The organism is Kitasatospora sp. NPDC059722 (assembly GCF_042733235.1).
In the GTDB taxonomy this organism is placed as follows: Bacteria; Actinomycetota; Actinomycetes; order Streptomycetales; family Streptomycetaceae; genus Kitasatospora.
This window is the reverse complement of sequence record NZ_JBHWGD010000106.1, coordinates 1-22,756: the sequence shown is the minus strand read 5'-3', so window position 1 is coordinate 22,756 and position 22,756 is coordinate 1. Positions and strand designations below refer to the sequence as shown.

Annotated in this window: 23 protein-coding genes; 17 read left to right on the top strand and 6 right to left on the bottom strand. The window is 73.6% G+C overall.

All coding sequences use genetic code 11. The annotated features are described in order from the left end of the window. Positions 1–160: 160 nt before the first annotated feature. The 3 genes from ACFV4F_RS37310 to ACFV4F_RS37300 all read left to right on the top strand — a co-directional run bounded on the left by ACFV4F_RS37310 (position 161) and on the right by ACFV4F_RS37300 (position 1,641). Positions 161–598 carry a helix-turn-helix domain-containing protein gene (locus ACFV4F_RS37310; protein ID WP_380509488.1) on the top strand — a complete coding sequence of 146 codons (438 nt, stop codon included), beginning with the start codon at positions 161–163 and terminating at the stop codon, positions 596–598. A gap of 22 nt (positions 599–620) precedes the next feature. Next, complete coding sequence (locus ACFV4F_RS37305) at positions 621–1,166, top strand: hypothetical protein (protein ID WP_380509485.1); 546 nt, start codon at positions 621–623, stop codon at positions 1,164–1,166. Between the two features lie 118 nt (positions 1,167–1,284). Continuing rightward, positions 1,285–1,641 carry a DUF2516 family protein gene (locus ACFV4F_RS37300; RefSeq protein ID WP_380447110.1) on the top strand — a complete coding sequence of 119 codons (357 nt, stop codon included), beginning with the start codon at positions 1,285–1,287 and terminating at the stop codon, positions 1,639–1,641. A gap of 112 nt (positions 1,642–1,753) precedes the next feature. On the opposite strand, the gene ACFV4F_RS37295 is transcribed toward ACFV4F_RS37300, so the two are convergent. Beyond that, positions 1,754–3,226, bottom strand: coding sequence for a PP2C family protein-serine/threonine phosphatase (locus ACFV4F_RS37295; RefSeq protein WP_380447108.1), 1,473 nt, complete (start codon positions 3,224–3,226; stop codon positions 1,754–1,756). A gap of 239 nt (positions 3,227–3,465) precedes the next feature. On the opposite strand from ACFV4F_RS37295, the gene ACFV4F_RS37290 reads away from it, so the two are divergent. Next, entirely contained in the window at positions 3,466–4,023 is a 558-nt protein-coding gene (locus ACFV4F_RS37290; RefSeq protein ID WP_380447118.1) for an O-acetyl-ADP-ribose deacetylase, read from the top strand. A gap of 216 nt (positions 4,024–4,239) precedes the next feature. Here the strand turns inward: ACFV4F_RS37290 and ACFV4F_RS37285 are convergent, their stop codons facing one another. Beyond that, a complete protein-coding gene (locus ACFV4F_RS37285) occupies positions 4,240–5,070 on the bottom strand; it encodes a class I SAM-dependent methyltransferase (RefSeq protein ID WP_380447106.1) in 831 nt (276 codons plus the stop codon). Between the two features lie 297 nt (positions 5,071–5,367). On the opposite strand from ACFV4F_RS37285, the gene mshA reads away from it, so the two are divergent. Together mshA and ACFV4F_RS37275 are read left to right on the top strand one after the other, a co-directional pair. After that, positions 5,368–6,741 carry a D-inositol-3-phosphate glycosyltransferase gene (mshA, locus tag ACFV4F_RS37280; RefSeq protein ID WP_380509483.1) on the top strand — a complete coding sequence of 458 codons (1,374 nt, stop codon included), beginning with the start codon at positions 5,368–5,370 and terminating at the stop codon, positions 6,739–6,741. Positions 6,742–6,873: 132 nt separating this feature from the next. Beyond that, a complete protein-coding gene (locus ACFV4F_RS37275) occupies positions 6,874–7,386 on the top strand; it encodes a YbjN domain-containing protein (RefSeq protein ID WP_380509481.1) in 513 nt (170 codons plus the stop codon). Between the two features lie 20 nt (positions 7,387–7,406). Here ACFV4F_RS37275 and ACFV4F_RS37270 read toward each other — a convergent pair whose 3' ends face one another. Continuing rightward, positions 7,407–8,759: an MDR family MFS transporter gene (locus ACFV4F_RS37270; RefSeq protein WP_380509478.1), complete on the bottom strand. Its 1,353-nt coding sequence runs from the start codon at positions 8,757–8,759 to the stop codon at positions 7,407–7,409. A gap of 148 nt (positions 8,760–8,907) precedes the next feature. Between ACFV4F_RS37270 and ACFV4F_RS37265 the strand changes: the two genes are divergently transcribed. Together ACFV4F_RS37265 and ACFV4F_RS37260 are read left to right on the top strand one after the other, a co-directional pair. Continuing rightward, on the top strand, positions 8,908–9,666 hold the full coding sequence (locus ACFV4F_RS37265; RefSeq protein WP_380447098.1) for a phosphoglyceromutase: 759 nt from the start codon (positions 8,908–8,910) through the stop codon (positions 9,664–9,666). 274 nt (positions 9,667–9,940) lie between these two features. Beyond that, positions 9,941–10,531 (top strand): lytic polysaccharide monooxygenase, encoded by a 591-nt coding sequence (locus ACFV4F_RS37260; protein ID WP_380509475.1) that lies wholly within the window; start codon positions 9,941–9,943, stop codon positions 10,529–10,531. Positions 10,532–10,670: 139 nt separating this feature from the next. On the opposite strand, the gene ACFV4F_RS37255 is transcribed toward ACFV4F_RS37260, so the two are convergent. Then, the gene (locus ACFV4F_RS37255; RefSeq protein WP_380447094.1) at positions 10,671–10,850 is read right to left on the bottom strand and encodes a hypothetical protein; all 180 of its coding nucleotides are present in this window, start codon (positions 10,848–10,850) and stop codon (positions 10,671–10,673) included. A 183-nt stretch (positions 10,851–11,033) separates the two neighbouring features. Beyond that, positions 11,034–11,714, bottom strand: coding sequence for a phosphate signaling complex protein PhoU (phoU, locus tag ACFV4F_RS37250; protein WP_380447092.1), 681 nt, complete (start codon positions 11,712–11,714; stop codon positions 11,034–11,036). A 305-nt stretch (positions 11,715–12,019) separates the two neighbouring features. Between phoU and ACFV4F_RS37245 the strand changes: the two genes are divergently transcribed. Both ACFV4F_RS37245 and ACFV4F_RS37240 read left to right on the top strand, forming a co-directional pair. Continuing rightward, the gene (locus tag ACFV4F_RS37245; RefSeq protein ID WP_380509472.1) at positions 12,020–13,552 is read left to right on the top strand and encodes a sensor histidine kinase; all 1,533 of its coding nucleotides are present in this window, start codon (positions 12,020–12,022) and stop codon (positions 13,550–13,552) included. Next, positions 13,549–14,244 (top strand): response regulator transcription factor, encoded by a 696-nt coding sequence (locus ACFV4F_RS37240; protein WP_031069385.1) that lies wholly within the window; start codon positions 13,549–13,551, stop codon positions 14,242–14,244. The genes ACFV4F_RS37245 and ACFV4F_RS37240 overlap by 4 nt, the downstream gene beginning before the upstream one ends. A gap of 113 nt (positions 14,245–14,357) precedes the next feature. Here the strand turns inward: ACFV4F_RS37240 and ACFV4F_RS37235 are convergent, their stop codons facing one another. Next, the gene (locus ACFV4F_RS37235; RefSeq protein ID WP_380509469.1) at positions 14,358–15,071 is read right to left on the bottom strand and encodes a DUF461 domain-containing protein; all 714 of its coding nucleotides are present in this window, start codon (positions 15,069–15,071) and stop codon (positions 14,358–14,360) included. Positions 15,072–15,548: 477 nt separating this feature from the next. On the opposite strand from ACFV4F_RS37235, the gene ACFV4F_RS37230 reads away from it, so the two are divergent. The 7 genes from ACFV4F_RS37230 (at position 15,549) to ACFV4F_RS37200 (ending at position 22,703) form a co-directional block, all read left to right on the top strand. Further along, positions 15,549–16,031, top strand: coding sequence for a CarD family transcriptional regulator (locus ACFV4F_RS37230; protein ID WP_030244332.1), 483 nt, complete (start codon positions 15,549–15,551; stop codon positions 16,029–16,031). A 253-nt stretch (positions 16,032–16,284) separates the two neighbouring features. Next, positions 16,285–17,040, top strand: coding sequence for a 2-C-methyl-D-erythritol 4-phosphate cytidylyltransferase (ispD, locus tag ACFV4F_RS37225; protein WP_380447116.1), 756 nt, complete (start codon positions 16,285–16,287; stop codon positions 17,038–17,040). 49 nt (positions 17,041–17,089) lie between these two features. Next, positions 17,090–17,590 carry a 2-C-methyl-D-erythritol 2,4-cyclodiphosphate synthase gene (gene ispF, locus ACFV4F_RS37220; RefSeq protein WP_380509466.1) on the top strand — a complete coding sequence of 167 codons (501 nt, stop codon included), beginning with the start codon at positions 17,090–17,092 and terminating at the stop codon, positions 17,588–17,590. 158 nt (positions 17,591–17,748) lie between these two features. Beyond that, complete coding sequence (locus ACFV4F_RS37215) at positions 17,749–18,144, top strand: PPOX class F420-dependent oxidoreductase (RefSeq protein WP_380447084.1); 396 nt, start codon at positions 17,749–17,751, stop codon at positions 18,142–18,144. A 90-nt stretch (positions 18,145–18,234) separates the two neighbouring features. Further along, positions 18,235–19,629 carry a cysteine--tRNA ligase gene (cysS, locus tag ACFV4F_RS37210; protein WP_380447082.1) on the top strand — a complete coding sequence of 465 codons (1,395 nt, stop codon included), beginning with the start codon at positions 18,235–18,237 and terminating at the stop codon, positions 19,627–19,629. A gap of 135 nt (positions 19,630–19,764) precedes the next feature. Continuing rightward, positions 19,765–20,757 (top strand): 23S rRNA (guanosine(2251)-2'-O)-methyltransferase RlmB, encoded by a 993-nt coding sequence (rlmB, locus tag ACFV4F_RS37205; protein WP_380447080.1) that lies wholly within the window; start codon positions 19,765–19,767, stop codon positions 20,755–20,757. 266 nt (positions 20,758–21,023) lie between these two features. Continuing rightward, entirely contained in the window at positions 21,024–22,703 is a 1,680-nt protein-coding gene (locus ACFV4F_RS37200) for a DoxX family membrane protein (RefSeq protein ID WP_380447078.1), read from the top strand. Positions 22,704–22,756 lie beyond the last annotated feature (53 nt).

Below are 22,756 nucleotides of genomic sequence, written 5' to 3'. Positions count from 1 at the left end.
ATCATCCAGCCCCCGGAGCGGCCACCCCCGGAGCCACCCCCGGCGAACCCCACCCCCCCGAAAGCCCACCCCGCACCCCAAGCCCCGCGCAGCGGCCCCCACGTTTGCTCCAGCTAGCACCCTGCTTGCATTTGCAAGCGCCATGTTGCACCCTGTGGACATGGCCTCACTGAACGTCGGCTCGCTCGGCGAGTACATCCGCGAGCAACGCCGCAACGCGCAGTACTCGCTGCGCCAGCTGGCGGAGGCCGCCGGCGTGTCCAACCCGTACCTCAGCCAGATCGAGCGAGGGTTGCGCAAGCCGAGCGCGGAGATCCTCCAGCAGATCGCGAAGGCGCTGCGGATCTCGGCCGAGACGCTGTACGTCCAGGCCGGGATCCTGGAGGAGCGGCGGGACGAGGGTCTGGAGCTGAGGGCCTCGATCCTCGCCGATCCGCTGATCAACGAGCAGCAGAAGCAGGCGCTGCTGGCGGTCTACGAAGCCTTCCTGAAGGAGAACGCCGCCCGCCGGGACCCGGCAGCCGAGGCCGGCACTCCGACGACACCCGCACAGCCGACCACACCCGCACAGACGACGACCGACGGCCCAGCCGCCTAGACACCCACCGGGAGGACCGGTCATGCCGATCACCGACGAGCTCAAGAAGACCCTCACCGACCCGACCCCGCTGTACGCCCTCGCCGGCGCCGGTGACCTCGCCTACGAGAAGCTGCGCGAGGTGCCGGGCAAGGTCGAGGCGCTGGCCGCGGACCGCAAGGGCGCGCAGGAGATGGCCGGTGCCCGGCTGCAGGAGGCGCAGGCGAAGCTCGCCGAGGCGCAGGCCAAGGTCGCCGAGACGGTCACCACGCTGCCCACGGACTTCAAGGCGCTGCAGGAGCGGGCCCAGGACTTCGCCATCCAGCAGGTCGGCCGGGCGGTCGAGCTGGCGGTCAAGGCGAAGGAGACGTACGACGAGCTCGCGGAGCGCGGCAAGGTCGTGGTCGAGCGCACCCGCCCGGGTTCCCAGGCCGAGCCGACCGAGCCGACCGAGCCGGCCGAGCCCGCGGTGATCGACGCCGAGGTCATCGAGGACGATGCCGCAGCCGCAGCCGCAGCCGCAGCCGCAGCCGAGCCCGCGCCGAAGAAGACCCCCCGCACCCGCAAGGACGCTCCCCGAGGAGAGTGAAGCGCCACCGAACGGGGCACATCCACCGACCGCGGAACGTTGACGGCTTGGCGGACGGTCGCCGTGCCAGGATGGACGGCGGCCCGCACACCGGAGCCGAGAGACAGAGGAGACCGCCATGGGCGGAGTGAACCAGGTTCTGGGCCTGTCCTATCTGAACCCGATCTGGTGGATGTCCGTCGCCATCCTGGGCTTCAAGCTGTTCGCCCTGATCGACGGCGCGTCCCGCCGGGAGGACGCCTACCGGGCCGCGGACAAGAAGACCAAGGGCTTCTGGCTGGCGATCCTGGGGATCGCGTTCGGCTGGGACCTGCTGTTCGGCGTGAACTTCTTCACCGGCATCGGGACGCTCGCCGGGTTGGTGGCGTCGATCGTCTACATGGTGGACGTGCGCCCGGCGATCCGGGAGCTGACCAACCGCGGCGGCCGGGGCGGTGGCGGCCGGAGCAACATGGGGCCGTACGGACCCTGGTGACAAAGCGCAGAAAGAAAGCGGAAAGAAAGCGGTGCTGCCCGGGAGAGGCCACAAAACGCCTCCCCGGGCAGCACCGTTTTTCGTGCACCAGCTCAAGCAGTGCCCCCAGAGCTCACCCCAGGATGAGCTGCACCGGGTTCCGCTCCAGCAGCAGCACCGCGACGTCATCCGTCAGCGCGCCACCGTTCAGCTCCTCGACCTCGGCGATCGCGCTGTCGACCAGCCGGCCGCGGGTGAGCCCGGCGGACTGGTGGTCGCCGACCAGGTCGGCGAGACCGTCCTGGCCGAGGCGCCGGGACCCGGCCCCGACCCGGCCCTCGATGAGTCCGTCGGTGTAGAGCAACAGCCGCCAGCCGGGCCGGAGTTCGATCTCGTGAGCGGGCCAGGCGGCCTCGCCGTCGTCGCACGGTAGCAGCCCGAGCGCCGGCCCGGCGAGGTCGGAGGGCAGGGTCAGCGGCTGGTGGTCGGCGCCGAGCAGGAGGGGCGCCGGGTGCCCGGCGAGGTAGAGGCGGGCCCGTTCGCAGGCGCCGAGCGCGTCGAGGTCGCCGCACTCGCCGCCGGGTTCGATGACGAGCATGCAGAGCGTCGCGAAGATCTCGTCGCTGCGCCGCTCGTGTTCGAGGACGTGCTGGAGGGTGGTGAGCAGGGCCTCGCCGGTGAGGCCCGCGAAGACGAGGGTGCGCCACGCTATGCGGAGCGCGACGCCGAGCGCGGCTTCGTCCGGGCCGTGGCCGCAGACGTCGCCGATCACGACGTGGATGGTGCCGTCGTCGGTGCGGACGGCGTCGTAGAAGTCGCCGCCGAGCAGGGCGCGGCGGCGGCCGGGGCGGTAGCGGCGGGTGAAGGAGAGGCCGGCGCCGTCGAGCAGCGGGGTGGGCAGGAGGTGGCGCTGGAGGCGGGCGTTCTCCTGGCCGCGCAGTTCGGCCTCGACCAGGCGGCGCTGGGACTCGTCGGCGCGCTTGCGTTCGACGGCGTAGCGCAGGGCGCGGGCGAGCAGCGGGCCGTCCGTCTCGTGCTTGATCAGGAAGTCCTGGGCGCCGGCGGCGACCGCGGCGGCGCCCAGTTCGGCGCCGGCCGCGTCGGTGAGCACGACGACGGCGGTGTGCGGGGCCCGGCGGAGGAGTTCGTGGAGGCCTTCCAGCCCGTCGGAGGAGTCGGAGGGGTGGGGCAGGTCGGAGGGCGCGGCGAGGTCGAGCAGGACGCAGCTGAACTCGGTGCCGCGCGGGCGGCCGCGCCGGGCGCCGGTGGGCGGCGGGGCGAGCAGGCCGGTGGCCTGCTCCAGGCCGCGGGCCCAGTGCACCTCGATGGCGGTGCCGCTGTCGGCGACCGCGGCCTTGATCAGCTGGGCGTCGGAGGCATCGTCCTCGATGACCAGCAGCTTGAGCGGGGCGCCGCCGGCCGCGGCGTCACCTTCGCCGGCCGCCGACGGGTTTGCGGCCCGCGATCGGGGGTGAGGTATCGGGGGAGCGTCCGTGAGCGGGCCGACCGGGACGGGGTGGATGCGGGCACGGCGGGGGAGGGCGCCGTCGAGGGCGTCCGACAGGTCCGCGGCACCTCGTGCCCGCCCGTCTCCCGTTGCGGGCATCGGTGATTCCTCCCTTTCCCCGAGTGCGTAACGGCCGGCGTCCGTCCGCAGTGCCCGCGTGGCACCCTGCGTCGGGGAACTTCTCGCGACCATAACGTGATCTCCGGGGATTTCTCTGGCCCGCCGGGGCCGTTGTGGCTATTGCCACGCCGGTGGCGGTGTGGTGATCGGACTCGGACGGCGACTCGGGCCCGGCCCCGGCGGGTGCCGGGGCGGGCGGAGAAGGGGGCAACATCATGGTGACGCGGATCACCCTGGTCGAGGGTGACATCACGGAGCAGCAGGTGGACGCGGTGGTGAACGCCGCGAACTCCTCTCTGCTGGGCGGCGGCGGGGTGGACGGCGCGATCCACCGCAAGGGCGGGCCGCAGGTCCTGGAGGAGTGCCGGCGGCTGCGGGCCTCGCACTGGGGCAAGGGGCTGCCCACCGGGCGGGCGGTGGCGACGACGGCCGGCCGGCTGCCGGCGCGGTGGGTGGTGCACACCGTCGGGCCGGTGTACCGGGCGGAGGATTACGAGGAGCGGGCGGGGCTGCTGGCCTCCTGCTATCGCGAGTCGCTGCGGACGGCGGCGGAGCTGGGCGCGCGCACGGTGGCCTTCCCGGCGGTGTCGGCCGGGATCTACGGGTGGCCGCCGGCCGACGCGGCCCGGATCGCGCTCTCCACCGTCGCCGAGGCGGTGGGCGGCGGCGACGAGCGGGCCGGGGCGGGGCTGGACGAGGTGCGGTTCGTGCTGTTCGGGGCGGAGATGTACGGCGTGTTCGAACGGGCGTGGGCGGAGCTGCGGTCGGACGGCTGAGCGGGACGTGCGGCGGACGTGCTGCGGGCGGGCGGCGGTGTGGGCGCCGCCCGGTGACCTCCATCGTGGCGTGACGGGGCGTCAACGCGCCAGAGGAATTCGATAACTCGTTCGAGTGAAACGCGGGTGTTGCCGCCGGTGTCCGGACGCCGCACCCCGCCGCACCGCCCCGACCTCCCCGCCGCACCGCCGCGACGTCCCCGCCGCGACGCCCCGCTACGGCGCGAGCGCCGTCCAGGGCACCGTGACCTCGCCCTGCCGCCACCGCCCGCGCGCGTCCACCAGCGGCCAGTCGCCCGCCAGGGCCGTGCACGCGGCCACCCAGCGCTGGCGCGCCCCGAACGCCCCGTACGGCGCCGCGGCCGCCCAGGCCCGGTCGAAGTCGGCGAGGAACCGGTGCACCGGCCGGCCCGGCACGTTGTGGTGGATGAGCGCCTTCGGCAGCCGCTCGGCCAGGTCGGAAGGCCGTTCCAGGCCGCCCAGCCGGGCCGCGAAGGTCACCGTCCGCGGGCCCTCCGGGCCGAGCGCGACCCAGACGTGCCGCCGCCCGATCTCGTCGCAGGTGCCCTCGACGAGCAGCCCGTCCGGCGCCAGCCGCGCGCAGAGCCGCTCCCACACCGCGCCCACCGCCGACTCGTCGTACTGCCGCAGGACGTTGGCGGCCCGGATCAGCTGGGCCGGCGCGCCGCCGTCGAGCGGCACCTCGAAGCCGCCGCGCCGGAAGGTGAGCAGCGGCGGGGCGGCGTACGGCAGGGCCGCGGCGACCCGCTCCGGCTCGATCTCGATCCCGACCACCCGGACGTCCGGCCGCACCGCGCGCAGCCGTCCGGCCAGTTCGACGGCGGTCCAGGGGGCGGCGCCGTAGCCGAGGTCGACGGCGACCGGCGGCCGGTCGGCGGAGCGCAGCGCGCGGCCGAGGGCGTGGGCGATCCAGCGGTCCATCCGTCGGAGCCGGTTGGTGTTGGTGGTGCCCCGGGTGACCGTCCCGACCGGCCGCCCGCTGCGTCCGCGGGCGGACGGGGGCGAGGGGTCGAAGGAGGCGGCCATGTCCAGAAGGGTACCGAGGGGCCCGGCCCGACCCCTGCCACCTGCACCGTTGTCCGTCCATGGACCCGGCCGGCGGTCCGTCCGGGGACCGGCTGGCGGCCAATCCAGGGACCGGTCGGCGGCCAATCCAGGGACCGGTCGGTGATCAGGTCGGCGATCCGGGAATGCCGGGCATCATCCGAGTGGTTGGCACACTGGTGGTGATGTGTGGGCCCGGACGGGGCAGCGCACACCGGACAGCAGGCGGGCCGGATGCGGGCCGCCGGAGACGGGCCGCACAGAGGAGGCTTCAGCCAGGTGATCCAGCACCCCGTCCGTTCGGTACGCCGTGCCCAGCCGGCCGCGCCCGCGCGCGGTCGTCTCCAGTCGTTGGTCACGGGCCGCCGCCGCCCCCGCCGGATAGCCATGCTCAGCGTGCACACCTCGCCGCTGCACCAGCCCGGCACCGGCGACGCGGGCGGGATGAACGTCTACATCGTCGAGCTGGCCAAGCGCCTCGCCGCGCTCGACGTCGAGGTCGAGGTGTTCACCCGGGCGACCTGCTCGGACGACGCCCCCACCGTCGAGCTGGCCCCCGGCGTCCTGGTGCGGCACGTCACCGCCGGGCCGTACGAGGGCCTGATCAAGGAGGACCTGCCGGCCCAGCTGTGCGCCTTCACCCACGGCGTGCTGCGGACGGAGGCGGGCCACCGCCCCGGCCACTACGACCTCGTGCACTCGCACTACTGGCTCTCCGGGCAGGTCGGCTGGCTGGCCGCCCAGCGCTGGGGCGTGCCGCTGGTGCACACCATGCACACCATGGCGAAGGTGAAGAACGCCGCCCTGGCCGAGGGCGACACTCCCGAACCCGCGGCCCGGGTGATCGGCGAGACCCAGGTGGTCGAGGCCGCCGACCGGCTGATCGCGAACACCACCGAGGAGGCCGCCGAGCTGGCCCGGCACTACGCGGCTCGCCCGGACCAGCTCGCCGTCGTCCACCCCGGCGTCAACCTCGACGTCTTCCGGCCCGACGGGCCGCGGGCGCGGGCGGCCGCGCGGGCCCGGCTGGGCCTGCCGCAGGACGCCGCCGTGCTGCTCTTCGCCGGCCGGATCCAGCCGCTGAAGGCGCCGGACGTGCTGCTGCGCGCCGTCGCCGAGCTGGTCGAACGCCTCCCGGCCCTGCGCGAGCGGTTGGTCGTCCCGGTGGTCGGCGGACCGTCCGGCAGTGGGCTCGCCCGGCCGGAGAGCCTGCACAAGCTCGCCGCGCAGCTGGGCATCTGCGACGTGGTCCGGTTCCACCCGCCGGTCGGCCAGGCGCAGCTCGCGGACTGGTACCGGGCGGCGACGGCCCTCGTGATGCCGTCCTACAGCGAGTCCTTCGGGCTGGTCGCGCTGGAGGCCCAGGCCTGCGGCACGCCGGTGGTGGCCGCCGCGGTCGGCGGCCTGCCGGTCGCGGTGCGCGACGGAGAGACGGGCACGCTGGTCCACGGCCACGACCCGCGGGACTGGTCGCGCGCGCTGGAGCCGTACGTCACGGACGCCGGCCTGGTCGAGCGGCGGGGCGCGGCGGCGGCCCGGCACGCGTCCGGCTTCGGCTGGGACACGGCCGCGTCGACCACCGCCGAGGTGTACGCCGGCACGCTGGCCCGCCCGGCCGGCCGCCTCACCACGGCCCGCCGCCGACTGGCCTGACACGGCCCGCCCCCGCCAGGGGCGAGGCCCCGGCACGGCAGGACCCCCGCCTGCTGCACGCCACCTGCTGCGCACCGACCGCTGGGCACCGCCTGCTGCGCACCGCCCGTACCGCCGAGTAACGTCACCCCCATGGCAACCCGCACCAAGGACGAGGCCCTGACCCTCCTGCGCACCGCCCTGGACGAGGCCGGCGTGGCCTGGGAGCCGGCCGCCGCCGACCCGTACACGCTGGTGGCGACCCTCCCGGGCACCCGCAAGCTGAACACCACCTGCGCCCTGCGGGTCGGCGACCACACGCTGTCGGTCAACGCCTTCGTGATCCGCCGCCCGGACGAGAACCACGAGGCCGTCTACCGCTGGCTGCTGGAGCGCAACACCCGCCTCTACGGCGTCGCCTACGCGATGGACGCGCTCGGCGACGTCTACCTGGCGGGCCGCCTCCCGCTGGAGTCGCTCACCCCGGACACCGTCGACCGGCTGCTCGGGACGGTGCTGGAGAATGCCGACGAGCCGTTCAACACCCTGCTGGAGCTGGGCTTCGCCTCGGCGATCCGGCGGGAGTGGGAGTGGCGGACCAAGCGCGGGGAGTCCACCCGCAACCTGGCCGCCTTCGCCCACCTGGCCGCCCGGAAGGCCGACTGACCCGGCCTCCGCGGCGGGCCTCAGGCGCCCGCGGGAGCCTTCGCGGCCTCGGCCGCCGCCCCTACGACTCCGGCGCCTCCGGCCGCCCCGGTGGCCTCGGCGGGCGCGGCGGCCGGGACCTCCGTGACGTTCTCCGCCCGGGGCGCCCGGCCCGCCGTGCCGCCCGTCCGGCGCCCCAGCACCACGTACCCGAGCGCCGCGGCGCTGCCGAGGACCGCGCACACCCCCCACAGCACCGCCGGTCCGGCCCGGTCCAGCAGCACGCCGCCGGCCCCCGGGCCGAGGAACGACGCGAGCGCCCAGGAGAGCGAGTAGACGCCCTGGTAGCGGCCGCGCGCGTGGGTCGGCGCGAGCTCGGAGACGAGGCTCATCATCGTCGGCGCGTTGAGGATCTCGCCGATCGTCCAGACCGCGACGGAACCCGCGAAGACCCAGGCGGATGACCCGGCCAGGGCCACGAGGCCGAAGCCCCAGCCGGTGAGCAGGCAGCTGGCGATGAGCAGGCGGGTCCGCGAGCGGCCCTCCATCCACCGGGTGAGCGGGATCTGCAGGACCACGATCAGCAGCCCGTTGAGGCCGATGACCAGCCCGTACTGGGTGGACGTGATGCCCGCGTGGCCCATGTCGACGGCCAGGGTGGTGCTGCCCTGCTGGAAGATCAGCGCGAGCACGAGAGTCAGCCCGACGGCCGACATGAAGCGGCCGTCCCGGAACACCGTGCCGAGCCCGACCACCGGTTCCTTCGCCTCGGCGGCCGTCATCTCCGGCTTCGTCTCCGGGATGCGGACGAAGATCACCACGGCGCAGACCAGCGTGCTGAACGCGTCCAGCAGGAACAGCGTGAGGTAGCCGTGGGTGGCGATCAGGCCGGCCGCGGCGGCGGAGAGGCCGAAGCCGATGTTGATCGCCCAGAAGTTCAGCGAGTAGGCCCGGACCCGGTCCTCGGCCGGGACGAGGTCGGCGATGATCGCCGAGGTGGCGGGCCTGGTGGCGTTGTTGCACAGCCCCACCAGGAACGCCACCACCGCGATCGCCACCGGCCCGTCCGCGAAGCCGAGCACGGCCGTGAACAGCGCCGTGCCGAGCTGCGCGGCGACCAGCGTCGGCCGACGGCCGATCCGGTCGGTCAGCACGCCCGCGCCGATCGCGGCGATCGCCGAGCCGAGGCCGAACAGCGAGGCCACCAGACCCGCGTAGGAGTCCGAGTAGCCCCGCTCGGTGGTCAGGTAGAGGGCGAGGAAGGTGACCACGAAGGCGCCGAGCTTGTTGATCAGCGTCGAGGTCCAGAGCCACCAGAACTGGCGTGGCAGTCCGCCCGTCGTCTCCCGGACGACTCTCCGGATCCGGGCAGGGACGGGCGGTGCGACGGGCATGTGGGGACTCCCGGAGGCAGGCGTCCGGCGAGCGGCACGGGCAGGTCCGCTCAGCCGAAAGGTGTAAGTGTCAGAAGCGCGAGGCACACATTACTCATGGGCAAAGGTCCCGGCCAGGGGTTTTCGGAGCTCCACTAAGCTGGGCGCCATGGCTGACACGACGTACCGACTCATCCTGCTCCGCCACGGCGAGAGCCAGTGGAACCAGAAGAACCTGTTCACCGGTTGGGTCGACGTCGACCTCAACGAGAAGGGCGAGAAGGAGGCCGCCCGCGGCGGCGAGCTCCTGGCCGCCGAGGGTCTGCTGCCCGACGTGCTGCACACCTCGCTGCTGCGCCGCGCGATCCGCACCTCGCAGATCGCCCTGGACAAGGCCGACCGCCACTGGATCCCGGTCAGCCGCAGCTGGCGCCTGAACGAGCGCCACTACGGCGCGCTCCAGGGCAAGGACAAGGCCCAGACCCTGGCGGAGTTCGGCGAGGAGCAGTTCCAGCTCTGGCGCCGCTCGTACGACACCCCGCCGCCGGTCCTGTCCGACGACGACGAGTACTCGCAGGCCGGCGACGCCCGCTACGCCGATATCCCGAGCGAGCTGCGCCCGCGCACCGAGTGCCTCAAGGACGTCGTCGACCGGATGCTCCCGTACTGGTACGACGCGATCGTCCCGGACCTCGCCGCCGGCAAGACCGTCCTGGTCACCGCCCACGGCAACAGCCTGCGCGCGCTGGTCAAGCACCTCGACGGCATCTCCGACGACGCCATCGCCGGCCTGAACATCCCGACCGGCATCCCGCTCGTCTACGAGCTCGACGCCGACTTCAAGCCCCTGAACCCGGGCGGCCGCTACCTCGACCCGGAGGCCGCCGCGGCCGCCATCGAGGCGGTCAAGAACCAGGGCAAGAAGTAACCCCCTTGCCGATGCGGCCCCGTCTCCCGGTTCGCCGGGGGCGGGGCCGTTCGCTGTTCGCGCGCCGTTCAACCATCGTGCCGTGCAAGGGAGTTCACGGGAACCGGTGGGCCGACCGAAAGTGGTTCAGACCATTGACGGGCGCGGGCGGGCGCTCCTACCGTGTGGGCATCGGGCTGGCGCAGGCATGCCAAGGATTGCCCGTCCGGCCGCGCACCCCCACGCGCGCGCCTGCGCTCGGCGCACTCTCCATCCACCCCCACGGAGGAGCACCATGCGCAAACGTCATCTCGTCGGGGCGGCCGTCGCCGCCCTGGCAATCCCGCTCACCTTCGCGCTGCCGGCGCAGTCGCACGGCTACATCTCCACGCCCCCGAGCAGGGCCGCGCTCTGCGGCGCGGGCGGGGTCCCGTGGGACTGCGGCGAGATCCAGTGGGAGCCGCAGAGCGTCGAGGGGCCGAAGGGCTTCCCGTCCGACGGGCCGGCCGACGGCACCATCTGCGCCGGCGGCAACGGGCGCTTCGCCGAACTGGACGACCCGCACGGCGGTGCCTGGCCGACCACGCAGGTGACGGCGGGGCAGAGCCTCACCTTCACCTGGAGCTTCACCGCCCGGCACGCGACCTCGGGCTTCGAGTACTACCTGACCAGGCAGGGGTACGACCCGAGCCGGCCGGTCACCCGCGCCGACCTGGACCCGACGCCGTTCCTCACCGTCCCCTACGACGGCTCCCAGGTGCCGCAGAGCGTCAGCCACACCGCGACCCTGCCCGGTGACCGGACCGGCCACCAGGTGGTCGTCGCGGTCTGGGACATCGCCGACACCGGCAACGCCTTCTACTCCTGCACCGACGTCCAGTTCTGACGGTCGGCGCGACGCCGGTCGGCACTGCACCGGTCGGCACCGCACCGGTCCGCACCACACCGGTCGGCGCCGCACCGGATCCGGACGGCCGAAAGCGCCCGGCCGCCTCGCATGAGCGGCCGGGCGCCCCGGTGCCTCCTCAGTGGCCGCCGCAGCAGCCGCCGGACGCGCCGCCGCACTGGCAGGGCGCGCCGGACTGGCAGCCGCAGCCGCACCCGGGGCCGCAGCCGCAGCCGGCCGCGAGGACGGGCAGCAGCTTCGCGGGGATCGGTTCGACGGTGTCGTGTGCCGGCGCCGGTCGGGTCGGGTTGGCCTTCATCGTGCTGAACCCTCCTTGTGACGGGCACACTTCCGGTGCCTACGGCTTCGAGTGAAGCCGCCGTTCGGAGGGAGCGTCAACGGGCGCGCAGTGGTGGGCCGCCCGGGAGTCCGTGCGCCCGCACCACCCTCGCCCGAGGTTTAGTCACCCCACGGGGTGAGCCCGACCGCTCCCGAACGCGGCTCACTCCGCGGCCGAGGCCTCCGAGGACGCGACGAAGTCCGCCACGTGCTCGCCCGTCACCAGGTACACGACGCGCTTGGCGACGGACACGGCGTGGTCCGCGAAGCGCTCGTAGTAGCGGCCGACCAGGGTGATGTCGACGGCGGTCTCGATGCCGTGGGCCCAGCGGTCGTCGATCAGGTGGGACAGGAGCTCGCGGTGCAGCGTGTCGATGGCGTCGTCGTCCTGCTCCATCTCCAGGGCCTTGTCGACGTCCTTGGTGGCGATCACCAGGCCGGCCTTGGCCACCAGGCGCTGGGCGAGCTGGCCCATCTCCAGGACGGTGGACTGCAGGTCGCCGGGCACCGCCGAGTCGGGGTAGCGCATCCGCGCGACCTTGGCGACGTGCCGGGCGAGGTCGCCGCAGCGCTCCAGGTCCGAGCTCATCCGCAGCGAGGTGACCACGATGCGCAGGTCGGTCGCGACCGGCTGCTGCCGGGCGAGCAGGTCGATCGCGCGGTTCTCCAGGTCGTGGTGGAGCTCGTTGACCTTCTCGTCGGCCGCGATCACGCTCTCCGCCAGTGCGAGGTCCGCGTCGAGGAGTGCGGTGGTCGCCCGGCCCAGGGCGGAGCCGACCAGCCGGGCCATCTCGACCAGGCTGTCGCCGATCGCATCGAGTTCCTCGTGGTACGCGTCGCGCATGCTCTCTCCTCAGTAGCTGTGTCGGTGGCGGTGCCGACCGGTCATCCCGTACGACCGTCGAGCCGGCGTCCGGGCGACCGCTGCTGGTGCGCGAATGGTACGCGCACCCTCGGGGCGGCGCCCCCGGTTCGGCACGCCACCCACTCCCACACGGGCTGCACGGCCAACTCTGTGCCGTTTGGGCGACCACGTCCGGCCGGTGCGGTGAATCGGCAGCTACGTGGAGGTGAATTCTCGGCAACAGCAGGTCGATGCCTTGATCCGACCCTTGGGGAACGCCGAGTACGTACGCTTACGCTGGCCACATGGACGTGAACGTGGCCGCCGCCGCTGCCTGCGCCATAGCCGGGCTCGGCGTCGGCCTCACGGCCTCGATCGCCTTCCGTTGGAGCGAGCGCGAGCAGGCCAAGGGGAAGTACAGCGGCACCAGTGGCAGGAACTACGGCCGGCACCAGGTTCTGGGTGCCGCCGCCCAGGAGCCCCCGCTCCCGCCGGGCGTGGACACCGTGCTGTCGGTGCTGCGCTCCTGCGCGATCGTGCTCGGCGAGGCCGACGAGGTGGTCAAGGCCAGCTCGGCGGCGTACGCGATGGGCCTGGTGCGCGGCGGTGCCGTCGCCGTCGACCCGATGCTCTCCCTCGCCCGCGCCACCCGCCGGGACGGCGAGATCCGCCAGGTCGAACTGGAGGTGCCGCGCCCCGGTGCGGCCCGCGCCGCCGAGCCGCTCGCGGTCTCGGTCCGGGTCGCCCCGCTGGGCTCCCGGCTGGTGCTGGTCCTGGTCGAGGACCAGACCGACCGCCGCCGGGTGGAGGCCGTCCGCCGGGACTTCGTGGCCAACGTCAGCCACGAGCTCAAGACCCCGGTCGGCGCCCTGTCCCTGCTCTCCGAGGCGGTCGCGGACGCGGCCGACGACCCGGAGGCCGTCCAGCGCTTCGCCGGCCGCATGCAGATCGAGGCCACCCGGCTGGCCAGCCTGGTCCAGGAGATCATCGACCTGTCCCGGGTCCAGGACGACCGGCTGATGGTCGACCCGGAGCCGGTCGCGGTGGACGAGCTGATCGCCGAGGCGATCGACCGCTGCCGCCAGCAGGCCGCCGCCAAGCAGATCCTGATCGCCGCCGGCGGCATCGCGGGCCTCTACCTGCACGGCAACCGCGGCCAGCTCGCCGCCGCGCTCGGCAACCTGGTCGAGAACGCGGTCAACTACAGCCCGCCCCGCACCCGGGTGGCCATCGCCACCCGCCGGATCTCCAGCGCCGCGGCGCTCGGCGAGGCGGACGGCGAGCTGATCGAGATCTCGGTCACCGACCAGGGCATCGGCATCTCCGAGAAGGACCGCGAGCGGGTCTTCGAACGCTTCTACCGCGTCGACCCGGCCCGCTCCCGGGCCACCGGCGGAACCGGCCTGGGCCTGTCGATCGTCAAGCACGTCGCGGCCTCGCACGGCGGTACCGTCTCCGTGTGGAGCGTCGAGGGCCAGGGCTCGACCTTCACCATCCGCCTGCCCGCCGGCCAGGCGCCCACCGCCGAGGACCTGGAGACCGCCCGGGTGGTCGAGGACGCCGACGACCTCGACGACCTCGAAGGCTTCGACGACCCCGAAGACACCGAAGACACCGAAGACCCCGAAGACACCGACGCCGCAGCCGGCCACGCCGGCGACGACGAACCCGCCGTGGGCGGTGACCCCGGCGCCCGCGCCGAGCCCGCCGCGGCACCCCGAACCCTCACTCCGGACCGCGCGGCCACCACGGCCCGCCCGGGCCGTTCGCTCCCCGCCGGGGAGCGGGAAGAACCCCTGTCAAAGACAACCCAGCTTGCCCCGGAGGCCCGATCGTGACCCGAGTACTGGTGGTCGAGGACGAGGAGTCGTTCAGCGACGCCCTCTCGTACATGCTCCGCAAGGAGGGCTTCGAGGTGGCCGTCGCCGCCACCGGCCCCGACGCGCTGGAGCAGTTCGAACGCAACGGCGCCGACCTCGTCCTGCTCGACCTGATGCTGCCGGGCCTGCCGGGCACCGAGGTCTGCCGCCAGCTCCGCGTGCGCTCCAACGTCCCGGTGATCATGGTGACCGCCAAGGACAGCGAGATCGACAAGGTCGTCGGTCTGGAAATAGGTGCGGACGACTACGTCACCAAGCCCTACTCCACCCGTGAGCTGGTCGCCCGCATCCGCGCGGTGCTGCGCCGCCGCGGCGAGGACGGCGGCGCGGGCGACAACGGCGGCGGCCCGGGCGCCCTGGAGGCCGGTCCGGTCCGGATGGACGTCGACCGGCACGTGGTGACGGTGGACGGCGCCAAGGTCGACCTGCCGCTGAAGGAGTTCGACCTGCTGGAGATGCTGCTGCGCAACGCGGGCCGGGTGCTCACCCGCATGCAGCTGATCGACCGGGTGTGGGGCGCGGACTACGTCGGCGACACCAAGACCCTCGACGTCCACGTGAAGCGCCTGCGCGCCAAGATCGAGCCGGACCCGGGCGCGCCGCGCTACCTGGTCACGGTCCGCGGCCTGGGCTACAAGTTCGAGCCGTAAACCGGCACGGACACGCGGAAGGCCCCCGCCGGCACTCGCCGGAGGGGGCCTTCGCGTCGCCCCCCGGCAGGCCCGTGCGGGCCCGCCGGGGGCGGTGTGGAGCGTGTGGAGCGTCAGTGGGTGCCGGCGGACGGCGTGGCCGCACCGGACGGCGTGGCACCGGCGGTGGGGGTGCCGGCGACCGGGGCGACCGGGGCGGTCGGGGTGGTGCCCGCCGACGGGGTGGCGGCACCGGTGGCACCGGTGGCCGGGGCGGACGGGGTGACGCCCGGGGTGGCACCCTTGCCCGGGACGGCGACCGGCGAGGCGGTCGGGCCGAAGCCGTCGTAGAGGCCCTTGTCGTTGGCCGGGCTCACGCCGGCCTGGACGTCGACCTTCTGGCCGTCCTTGAACGCGAAGGTCGTCGGCACCATGCCGCCGACCTTGACGCCCACGGAAGCGAGCCTGGCGGACGGGTTGCCGCCGCCGCCCAGCAGCACGGCGCCGCCGGCCGGGACGACGATGCTGCTCAGCGGGGCGCCCGCGGCATCGGCGAAGGTGGCGGCGGCACCGCTGCCGACGGTGATGGACTGCAGCTCGACCGGGTCGGCCCCGGTGTTGCTGATGTTCACCGTCACGTTGGCGGGCCCGGTCGAGTCGCCCGAGGTGTTGGCCGCGGTGACGACGACGATGTTGTTCAACCGGACGTTCGTGCCGAGCGTCGCCGCGGCGCTGTCCGGCTTGATCTGCAGGGTGTCCGGCTGGTTGCCGGCCGCGCAGGAGGACAGCGAAGCGATGGCGAAGGCGGCGAGGGCGGCGATGCTGCCGCGTCGAAGGCTGCGGCTCACGGCGGCGGCTTCTCCCTAGGTCACGTGTCGGTAGGTCAGGTCTCAGATTATCGACCTCACTTATGCGGTCCTCACGGGGTGGTCCCCGTGTCGCACTCCCGGGGCGGTATGCGGGTCCGTCCGGCCGCAATGTGACGTGCCCGCGCCACGTGATCGCGCCGTTCGGGCGGTGCCCCCGGGGGCCGTTTTCGGGCGGCGACGCGCGGACAAGCTTCGACCAAGATCGAATAACGATCCGGAAACGGCCCGATAAACGGCGAAAACTCAAGATCCAATCACGGTTTCGGGAGTGTTGCGACACGTTTCGCCGGGCGCCGGAACCGCCTCCGACCTGCGGGAAGCCGCTGTCGAACACCGGTCGCAGCACGTCATGGGGGTGCTTGTCAAGCCCCGAGACCCGCCCTGACCTGCGAAAACGCCCTTCGGGTGCGCCGAAAAGCGTGTTATTCTGGAAAGCCACGGAAGGGGTCCTGTCACATGACGTTCAAGGTTGGCGACACGGTGGTCTACCCCCATCACGGGGCCGCGCTGATCGAGGCCATCGAAATTCGCCAGATCAAAGGTGTGGACAAGACCTACCTGGTGCTCAAGGTGCAGCAGGGAGACCTGACGCTCCGCGTGCCCGCCGAGAACGCGGAGTTCGTCGGCGTGCGCGATGTGGTCGGCCAGGAAGGTCTGGACCGGGTCTTCGAGGTGCTGCGCGCACCGTACACCGAAGAGCCGACCAACTGGTCCCGTCGCTACAAGGCGAACCTGGAGAAGCTCGCCTCGGGCGATGTCATCAAGGTCGCCGAGGTCGTGCGCGACCTGTGGCGCCGCGAGCGCGAGCGCGGCCTGTCGGCCGGCGAGAAGCGCATGCTCGCCAAGGCGCGCCAGATCCTCGTCAGCGAGCTCGCGCTGGCCGAGAACACCAACGAGGACAAGGCGGAGACGCTGCTCGACGAGGTCCTCGCCTCGTAGTGCGGTCGGGCTGCCGCCCAACGCTCACAGCGCCCGGTGCCGGCGCGCCGCTCCCGGAGGTATCCGGGAAGCGGTGCTTTGGTACTTCGGGCGCTGAGGCGTGTCCGGACGACGCCTCCCGCCCGAGCCGGTCCAGGCCTGCAAGACCGTTTCTGCGGATCGTGTGGGCCGCGGACCGGGTGGTTCTTCGGAAGGGGTCCGTGCGCCCGTCGTGCACGCCATGGCCATACCCACTTCGCCGAAGGAGTGAAACCTGAACGCGTCAGCAGCAGTCGCAGCAGCAGTGGTGCCCGCCGCCGGACGCGGTGAGCGGCTCGGGCCCGGCGCCCCCAAGGCCCTGCGGGAACTGGGCGGTGTTCCGCTCCTGGTGCACGCCGTCCGGGCCCTGGCCCGCAGCCGGGCGGTCGGCCTGGTCGTGGTCGCCGCACCGGCCGACGGGGTGGCGGAGGTCGTCGCCCTGCTGGACAGCCACGGGCTGGACGGCAAGGACATCCGCGTGGTGGCCGGCGGCGCGACCCGCCAGGAGTCCGTCCGGCTCGGCCTGGCCGCGATCCCGGAGGACGTCGAGATCGTCCTCGTGCACGACGCGGCCCGCCCGCTCGTCCCGGTCGAGGTGGTGGACGCGGTCGCGGCCGCCGTCCGCGCCGGGGCCGTGGCGGTGGTGCCCGCGGTGCCGCTGGCCGACACCGTGAAGCGGGTCGAGCCGAACCCGGGCGGGCCCGAGCCCGTGCTCGACACGCCCGACCGCGCCACCCTGCGTGCCGTGCAGACCCCGCAGGGCTTCGACCGGGCCACTCTGGCCGAGGTGCACGCCAAGGCGCTGGCCGAGGAGGCCGCGGGCGGCACCGGCGTGCCGCCGGTGACCGACGACGCGGGCCTGGTGGAGCGCTTCGGCGGCCGGGTCGTCGTGGTGCCCGGTCACGAGGAGGCGTTCAAGGTCACCCGTCCGCTGGACCTCGTGCTCGCCGAGGCCGTACTCGCCCGCAGGAGGGCCGCCGATGCCTACTGAGCCGCTGTCCGCAGAGCCGGTGTCCGCTGGGCCCGTGTCCGCTGGGCCGGTGCCTGCCGACCGGACCGCTCCCGTCGTTCCCCGCGTGGGCGTCGGCACCGACGTGCACGCCTTCGAGGCCGGCCGCCCGCTGTGGGTGGCCGGACTGGAGTGGCCGGACGCCGAGTTCGGGCTCTCCGGGCACTCGGACGCCGACGTGGCCGCGCACGCCGCGTGCGACGCGCTGTTCTCGGCCGCCGGGATCGGCGACCTGGGCGCCCACTTCGGCACCGACCGCCCCGAGTGGGCCGGCGCGTCCGGGGTGAAGCTGCTCGGCGAGGCCGCCCGGCTGGTGCGCGAGGCCGGTTTCGAGATCGGCAACGTCTCGGTCCAGGTGATCGGTGTCCGGCCGAAGATCGGCAAGCGCCGGGCCGAGGCGCAGGCCGCGCTGTCGGAGGCGGCCGGCGCGCCGGTGTCCGTCTCCGGTACCACCACCGACGGTCTCGGCCTCACCGGCCGGGCCGAGGGCCTGGCCGCGATCGCCACCGCCCTGGTGTACGAGCGGGGTTGAGCGCGGCGGGTCCGGCGGGCCGGGAATAACCCGGGACTGACGAGTGTTCAACAGGCCGTGCGGGGGCCCGAGTCGATAGTGTGCGATGCGGGCCCGCGCAGGCCGCGCAGTGCCGCGTGCCGGGCCCGTACCAGCCGCCGACGAGAAGAGGTTCCCCCGTGGCTTCGCAACTCTCCGACCGTGCCAAGGCCCTGATCGACGCCAAGAGCTTCGCCGTGGTCTCGACGATCCAGCCGGACGGCAGCCCGCAGTCCTCCGTGGTCTGGGTCAAGCGCGACGGCGAGGACGTCCTGTTCTCCACCGTCGAGGGCCGCCGCAAGCACCTCAACCTCGTCAAGGACCCGCGCATCACGCTCGTGGTCAACCCGCCGGAGAGCCCGTACGAGTACTTCGAGGTGCGCGGTTCGGTCACGATGACCACCGAGGGCGGCCGCGAGCTGATCGACGAGCTCGCCGGCAAGTACCGCGGCGAGGAGGTCTACAAGTTCGACGGGCCGGACGACGTCCGGGTGGTCGTGCGGCTCAGCCCGCGCAAGGTGGTCGGCAACATCTGACCCTCCTCCGGGTCCGCCGGCCCGCCGTTCACCGGGAATGTGACCGGGAATGTGGCGGGGCACCCCCTCGTGCCCACTACGCTTGACGCTGTGAGCATTCGCCTGTACGACACCAGCACCCGCCAGGTACGCGACTTCGTCCCGCTTGTACCGGGCTGTGTCTCGATCTACCTGTGCGGCGCTACCGTCCAGTCGGCGCCACACATCGGGCACATCCGGTCCGGGCTCAACTTCGACATCATGCAGCGGTGGTTCGCCTACCGCGGCTACCAGGTGACGTTCGCCCGGAACGTCACCGACATCGACGACAAGGTGATCGCCAAGGAGCGCCAGCTCGGCACCCCGTGGTGGCAGATCGCCTACGAGAACGAGCGCGCCTTCAACGACGGCTACGCGGCCCTCGGCTGCCTGCCGCCGACCGTCGAGCCGCGGGCCACCGGGCACATCCCCGAGATGATCGAGATGATGCAGGGCCTGATCGCGAGGGGCCACGCCTACGCGGCCGACGGCAACGTCTACTTCGACGTGCGCTCGTACCCGGACTACCTCGCCCTGTCCAACCAGAAGCTGGCCGACCTGCGCCAGCCCGAGGGCGACGGCGAGACCGGCAAGCGGGACCCGCGCGACTTCGCGATGTGGAAGTCCGCCAAGCCGGGCGAGCCGAGCTGGGACACCCCGTGGGGCCGCGGCCGCCCGGGCTGGCACCTGGAGTGCTCGGCGATGGCCCACAAGTACCTGGGCCCCGCCTTCGACGTCCACGGCGGCGGGCTGGACCTGATCTTCCCGCACCACGAGAACGAGATCGCCCAGTCCAAGGCCTACGGCGACGACTTCGCCAACTTCTGGGTCCACAACGCCTGGGTCACCATGGCGGGCGAGAAGATGAGCAAGTCGCTCGGCAACTCGGTGCTGGTCTCCGAGATGGTCCAGCGCTGGCGGCCGATCGTGCTGCGCTACTACCTGGGCGCGCCGCACTACCGCTCGATGATCGAGTACAGCGAGGAGTCGCTGCGCGAGGCCGAGGCCGGGTTCGCCCGGATCGAGGGCTTCGTCCAGCGCACCGTCGAGCGCTTCGGGAAGGTCGACGCGGCGCCCGAGGTGCCGCCGGCCTTCGCCGAGGCGATGGACGACGACCTGGGCGTGCCGCAGGCCCTCGCCGTCGTGCACACCGCCGTCCGCCAGGGCAACAGCGCCCTGAACGCGGACGACAAGGAGAACGCGGTGGCGCGTCTGGCCGAGGTCCGTGCGATGCTCGGAGTGCTGGGCCTCGACCCGCTCGACCCGCAGTGGGCCGGGACGGAGCGCGGCGAGGACCTCCACGGCGTGGTGGACTCGCTGGTCCGCCTGGTCCTGGACCAGCGGCAGGCCGCGCGCGAGCGCAAGGACTACGCCACCGCGGATGCCATCCGCGACCAGCTCGGCCTGGCCGGGCTGGCGATCGAGGACACCCCGTCCGGCCCGCGCTGGACGATCAACAACCAGTAACCCCATCTGACGATCGGGGTGAGGGTGGGCCGTGCCGGACCGGTGCGGCCCTCCCGCATGACGTAGCGCATGCCGTCAGCCGCCGCCGGACAGAGCGGGGCGGCCGGGCATGCCGGACAGACAGGAAGTACAGCCATGGCCGGCAACAGCCAGCGCAGGAACCGCCGCAACCCCGGATCGAAGAAGGGCGCGTCTGTCGGGACCGGCGGGCACAGCCGGAAGGCGCTCCAGGGCAAGGGCCCGACCCCGCCCGGCGAGGAGCGCAAGGGCCACCCCAAGCAGCGCGCGGCCAACGCCGCGGTCAAGCGCGAGCGCGACGCCAAGGCCCGCGCCGGCATGCGCCGGGCCGGCGGTGCCGGACGCGGCGGTCGCGGCGGCGCGGGCAGCGCCGAGCTGGTCTTCGGCCGCAACTCGGTGGTCGAGGCCCTGCAGGGCGACGTGCCGGCCAACGCGCTGTACGTCCAGCAGTTCATCGACACCGACGACCGCGTCCGCGACGCCTTCCAGGCCGCCAACGACCGCGGCATCCCGCTGATGGAGGCCCCGCGCCCGCAGCTGGACCAGATGACCGGCGGGATGAACCACCAGGGCCTGGTGCTCCAGGTGCCGCCGTACGAGTACGCGCACCCCGACGACCTCCTGGTCGACGCCTCCGACGCCGGCCAGGACGCGCTGATCATCGCGCTGGACGGCGTCACCGACTCGCGCAACCTCGGCGCCGTCGTCCGCTCCGCCGCCGCCTTCGGCGCCCACGGCGTGGTCATCCCCGAGCGCCGCGCGGCCGGCATGACCGCCGGTGCCTGGAAGACCTCCTCCGGCGCCGCGGCCCGGCTGCCCGTCGCCCGCGCCACCAACCTGACCCGCACCCTGGAGGCCTACCAGAAGGCCGGCCTGATGGTCGTCGGCCTGGCCGCCGACGGCGAGGCCGAGCTGGGCGACCTGGACGTGCTGACCGGCCCGGTCGTGGTCGTCGCGGGCAGCGAGGGCAAGGGCCTGTCCCGGCTGGTCTCGGAGACCTGCGACATCCGGGTGCGGATCCCGATGTCGGGCCTGACGGAGTCGCTGAACGCCGGCGTCGCGGCGGGCATCGTGCTGTACGAGGCCGCGCGGCTGCGCGCCAAGCGCTGAGGGTTGAGGGTTGAGGGCTGAGGGTTGAGGGCTGAGGCGCTGAGGCGCTGAGGCACTGAGGCGCCAAGCGCTGAGCCGCCGGCCGCCGGTTGCGCAGAGCACAGGACGTGACCGGCGCGCAGGAGATCTTCCGAATTCTCCGTGAACCGGGTGAGAAGCGATCGGGCCCGACCGGGTCCGATCGCTTTTCTCATGATCACTTCAAGTGGACGCCGGATATCCACCCGGGAGAGTGTCCTAAGCGGCCGTCACCCGGTTAGACGGGCGTGGACACCAGAACACAACGGCGGCCCCTGTTCGGCGGCGGCAGTACCGGGATAGACGCGGACCCGGGCCTCAACACCGTCAAGGTGGAGTCGGACCCGGCCCGCCTCAGCAGCACCCAGGCCAGCTTCCGGCTCCGGCTCGGCGCCCCCGTGGAGCCACTGATCGACGCCCCCGCCGGAGCGCTCTCCACCGGCGCCGCGTTCGGGGACCCCTACGCGAGCCAGGGCCTGATCCGTCGTCCGCTGGTCACCCCGCAGGTGGTCGTGCCCGCCTCCGCCGTTCCGGCGATGGCGGGGGCCGCCGGGGGCGGGGCGCCGCGCCGCAAGGGGCGGGTCACCGCCGTCACGTGGACCGGCCAGGCGCCCCCCGGTGACCTCGCGGCCACCCAGCTCCTGGAAGCCGTGCGGCTCAGCGGCTCCCCGGGCGGCGTCGGCCTGGCCGAGGACGACACCCAGGTGATCCCGGGCCTCGCGGGCGCCCGGACCGTCCCGCGCCAGCCGCGCGAGGGCGCCGGCACCGCGACCGACGCGGGCGTCGGCCCGATCGGCGCGCCGCAGGGCTGGACCCCGAGCGGCGAGCTGCCCGAGGTCTCCGCCGCCGACGCCGAGGGCAAGCAGCCCTGGTACCCCGGCCGGCGGGTCGACCTCGGCCTGGTGCTCCTGCCGCTGCGCGCGGTCCTCGGCTCGCTGTCGGTCTACGCCGGGTTCAGCAAGCTCTGCGACCCGGTGTATTTCGACGGCGGCGAACGCGGCTCGATGATGCGCTGGCTGGCCTCGCTGCACCCGTGGAAGGTCGCCGAGCCGCTGCTCGCCTTCGCCATGGCGCACCCTGTCGGCTCCGGCCTGGTGGTGTCGTTCACCGAGATCGTGGTCGGCGTGCTGACCATCCTCGGCCTGTGGCAGCGGCTCGCGGCCGGCGCGGCGATGCTGCTCTCCGCGGCGCTGCTGTTCACGGTCAGCTGGCGGGCCGTCCCGGTGTACGACACCCCTGACCTGATCTTCCTGGCCGCGTGGAGCCCGCTGCTGATCGCCGGGGCGCCGTTCGCCTCGCTGGACGGACGGCTCAACCTGGAGGCCTGGCGGCGGTACGGCTCGGGCGCGCCCGGGGCGCTGCGCCGCCGGGTGCTGCGGCGGGGCACCGTGGTCACCACGCTCGTCGTCGGCCTGACCCTGCTGCTCGGCTCGATGCTCGGCGCGGCGGTGCGCACCAGCGCCCGGCCGCACCAGGCCCCGGGCCGCCCGACCGGCGACTACGGCACGCCGGTCTGGCCGAGCGGCTCCCCGTCCGGCGCCGCGGGCGGCCAGGGCACGTCCACGCAGCCCGCACCGGCCGGCTCCCGCCCGGCCACCCCGGCGGCCAGCCCGACCGCCGCGGCGTCCTCGCCCGCGGCCTCGCACCCGGCCACCCCGACGCCGAGCGCCAAGCACTCCACCAAGGCCGAGGGCGGCCAGAGTTCGGCCCCGGCGTCGGCCCCCACGGCCGCCGCGCAGCCGGCCGGCGGGACGCCCGCCCAGCGCTCCACGCCGGCCCCGGCCGGTTCGGGCACGGGCTCCAAGCCGAGCCCCAGCGGCTCGGGTTCGGGCTCCGGCCTGCTGGGCGGGGTGCTCGGCAGCGGCCCGCTGGCCGACCTGTCGGGCGGCGGCCACTCCAGCCGTCCGGGGACGCCGACGGCGACCTGACCGGGTGGTCCGTCCGGGAGAGGCGGTCGGCCGGGTGCTCCGTGGGGGAGCAC

Coding starts and splice junctions, on each gene's coding strand:
- ACFV4F_RS37310 (WP_380509488.1), top strand. CDS start 161: ATGGCCTCACTGAACGTCGGCTCGCTCGGCGAGTACATCCGCGAGCAA.
- ACFV4F_RS37265 (WP_380447098.1), top strand. CDS start 8,908: ATGGCTGACACGACGTACCGACTCATCCTGCTCCGCCACGGCGAGAGC.
- ACFV4F_RS37285 (WP_380447106.1), bottom strand. CDS start 5,070: ATGGCCGCCTCCTTCGACCCCTCGCCCCCGTCCGCCCGCGGACGCAGC.
- phoU (WP_380447092.1), bottom strand. CDS start 11,714: ATGCGCGACGCGTACCACGAGGAACTCGATGCGATCGGCGACAGCCTG.
- ACFV4F_RS37255 (WP_380447094.1), bottom strand. CDS start 10,850: ATGAAGGCCAACCCGACCCGACCGGCGCCGGCACACGACACCGTCGAA.
- ACFV4F_RS37275 (WP_380509481.1), top strand. CDS start 6,874: ATGGCAACCCGCACCAAGGACGAGGCCCTGACCCTCCTGCGCACCGCC.
- ACFV4F_RS37300 (WP_380447110.1), top strand. CDS start 1,285: ATGGGCGGAGTGAACCAGGTTCTGGGCCTGTCCTATCTGAACCCGATC.
- ACFV4F_RS37230 (WP_030244332.1), top strand. CDS start 15,549: ATGACGTTCAAGGTTGGCGACACGGTGGTCTACCCCCATCACGGGGCC.
- ACFV4F_RS37295 (WP_380447108.1), bottom strand. CDS start 3,226: ATGCCCGCAACGGGAGACGGGCGGGCACGAGGTGCCGCGGACCTGTCG.
- ACFV4F_RS37270 (WP_380509478.1), bottom strand. CDS start 8,759: ATGCCCGTCGCACCGCCCGTCCCTGCCCGGATCCGGAGAGTCGTCCGG.
- ACFV4F_RS37260 (WP_380509475.1), top strand. CDS start 9,941: ATGCGCAAACGTCATCTCGTCGGGGCGGCCGTCGCCGCCCTGGCAATC.
- ACFV4F_RS37305 (WP_380509485.1), top strand. CDS start 621: ATGCCGATCACCGACGAGCTCAAGAAGACCCTCACCGACCCGACCCCG.
- ACFV4F_RS37245 (WP_380509472.1), top strand. CDS start 12,020: ATGGACGTGAACGTGGCCGCCGCCGCTGCCTGCGCCATAGCCGGGCTC.
- rlmB (WP_380447080.1), top strand. CDS start 19,765: ATGGCCGGCAACAGCCAGCGCAGGAACCGCCGCAACCCCGGATCGAAG.